Source organism: Rhodococcus sp. BS-15 (assembly GCF_000813105.1).
Classification (GTDB): Bacteria; Actinomycetota; Actinomycetes; order Mycobacteriales; family Mycobacteriaceae; genus Rhodococcoides.
This window is the reverse complement of the sequence record NZ_BAOX01000475.1, coordinates 1-2,322: the sequence shown is the minus strand read 5'-3', so window position 1 is coordinate 2,322 and position 2,322 is coordinate 1. Positions and strand designations below refer to the sequence as shown.

At 66.0% G+C, this 2,322-nt stretch carries 3 protein-coding genes and 1 pseudogene; 2 read left to right on the top strand and 2 right to left on the bottom strand.

Translation table 11 applies throughout. The annotated features are described in order from the left end of the window. Both RHBS_RS27040 and RHBS_RS27035 read left to right on the top strand, forming a co-directional pair. Positions 1-749: pseudogene (locus RHBS_RS27040) on the top strand (hypothetical protein); the annotation flags it as partial. A 114-nt stretch (positions 750-863) separates the two neighbouring features. Then, complete coding sequence (locus RHBS_RS27035) at positions 864-1,307, top strand: flavodoxin domain-containing protein (protein WP_128646877.1); 444 nt, start codon at positions 864-866, stop codon at positions 1,305-1,307. Positions 1,308-1,355: 48 nt separating this feature from the next. Here RHBS_RS27035 and RHBS_RS27030 read toward each other — a convergent pair whose 3' ends face one another. Next, entirely contained in the window at positions 1,356-2,018 is a 663-nt protein-coding gene (locus tag RHBS_RS27030; protein ID WP_237669820.1) for a nucleoside triphosphate pyrophosphatase, read from the bottom strand. A 2-nt stretch (positions 2,019-2,020) separates the two neighbouring features. Beyond that, the coding region (locus tag RHBS_RS27025) for an acyl-CoA carboxylase subunit epsilon (RefSeq protein WP_306303577.1) at positions 2,021-2,322 on the bottom strand (302 nt) is incomplete at its 5' end.

Below are 2,322 nucleotides of genomic sequence, written 5' to 3'. Positions count from 1 at the left end.
CCGGACGGAAACCGGGTACCGCTGCGGACCGTCCACGTGTGATCGTCGCACCTGCGGAGGGTGCGTGGACGCCGAGCACCGTCGTCGTCGATTGCCTGTCCGCGCAGTGGTCTGCCGCCGCGGCGAGCAAAGGCGGCAGTTCCAACAGTCTGCTGGTCGCGGTGGTGCTCGGCATCCTGACCGGGAGCGGCCGAGTATCCACGGAGGACCGGGTACGCGTCGCCCTCCCGGTCAGTACCAGGACCGCGGGAGATCGGCGCGCCAACGCGACATCCGGTGTCTCGATCCACGTCGAACCGGGAGCGGCGTACCTCGACGATCTCGGAGCGATTCGAGCGTCGAGCAAGCAGGCATTCAGAACTCAGGCCGATCGCACGGTCACGACGACGTTCGAGCTCCTCAAACCGCTGATGCAGTTGCTGCCCGACGCGATCGTCGCCAAACTCGCCGCGTCGGGCTCGGCTCCGCTGTGCTTGTGCTCGAATCTCGGTGCCAGAGGTGTTGCACTGCGCTCCATCGGTGGTGTCGACGCCACCGCGGTGGCGATGAGGTCGATCACGCAGAACACCGACGTGGCCTTGCTGCGCCGCACCGGCGGTGGCGTCAGTGCCTGGTGGAACGAATCGGGAGAACGCGCGACCCTGTGCGTCACCGGGCTCGATCCGGACAGCTTTCCCAGCAAGGAACACCTGAGAGGGCTGGTCGAGGCGGAGTTCGATCGATGGGGCCTGACGCCCGAATTCTGGTGACCTCGAGACAAGTCACAACTGGATGCGAGGACGGATTTTCGACCGGATCGCCGGTGAGGCTATGCTTTCCGACTGTTCGAGTGTTCGGGCAGGTGTGAGAAAGGGGAGCGATCCATGGCAGTGGTCGTGTTGTTCGGGTCCGAGACCGGTACGGCCGAGGAGGTCGCCGACAAGATTGCGGACGTGCTCAGCGATCATGACGCCGAGGTACGCGACATGCTCGAGTACGAGGTGTCCGACATCGACACCGACGACTTCCACGTGGTCATCTGCTCCACCTACGGAGACGGAGAGCTCCCCACCGGGGCAGAACCCTTCTACGAAGCACTCGTCGAGGACGCGCCGGACCTCGCCGGACTGCAGTTCGCGGTGTTCGGTCTGGGCGACCGGGTGTACGAGGACACGTTCAACCGCGGCGGCGAGATCATGGCCGAGAAGCTCACCGAACTCGGCGGCAAGCAGGTAGGCACCCACGCTCGGCACGACAGCTCGTCGAACATCAAGCCGAAGACAATGGCCGAGGAGTGGGCTCGCGAACTGATCGACGTGCTGCCCTGACGGTAGGAATCGGCTCCGATGGCCCAGCGGCCGGCGGAGCCGAAACGATCAGGACGCGGTTCCGTCCCACAGAGCGGCAAGAGACGTACCCACACGAGTGAGCAGGGTCCGCATCAGCGGTAGGCCTATCCCGATCACCGAGGACGGATCGCCCTCGATGCGGTCGACGAACCAGCCGCCGAGACCGTCCAGCGTGAACGCCCCCGCCACCGACAGCGGTTCACCGGAGTCGAGGTAGGCCTCGAGGTCCACCGAGGACGGCGTCGCGAAATGCACGACGGTCGTGCTGTGCGCTGCAGCCTGCGCGACGACCACGCCGTCGGTCACCCGGAGCACAGCGTGGCCGGTCAGCAATTCGCCGCTGTTGCCCGCCATGGACTGCCATCGCTCGCGCGCCACCTCGACCGAGTGTGGCTTTCCGTGCAGCTCCCCGCCGATGGCCAACATCGAATCGCAACCGACGATCACCAGATCGTCGGTCGAATCGGCGAACGTCTCGGCCACCGCCGCAGCCTTGGCCCGGGCGAGTTCCGTGACCACCGTTTCCGAAGTCACCGACGGCCCCAGCGCTGCGGTCAACGCATCCTCGTCGACACCCGACACCCGGACGATCGGCTCCACCCCGGCACCGCGCAGCACCGACAGGCGCGCAGGCGACGCCGACGCCAGGACCAGACGAACAGCGCCAGGCACAGCGTCGAAGGACTGCACCGTCACCGTGGGTAGCGGCCCGACGCGGCATACGAATACGCCGACTGAGGTGTGAAGCGGCGATGCAGCAACTCCGGTGAACCCCACAGCTCACGGGGCCGGGAATCGCCCGTCGACTGCGATCCGCTCTGAGCAGCGGTCAGAACGGTCACCAGTGCGGCGAGTTCCTCGTCGCTCGGATTGCCCTTCACCACTCGAACGGCAGCGGGGGTTGCCGAGACCACCTCGTCGAGATTCTCTGCGTCGTGATTCGCTTCGCTCGCTGCGTCATGATTTGCTTCGGCGCTCATAGTGGGATGTTTCC

Coding starts and splice junctions, on each gene's coding strand:
- RHBS_RS27035 (WP_128646877.1), top strand. CDS start 864: ATGGCAGTGGTCGTGTTGTTCGGGTCCGAGACCGGTACGGCCGAGGAG.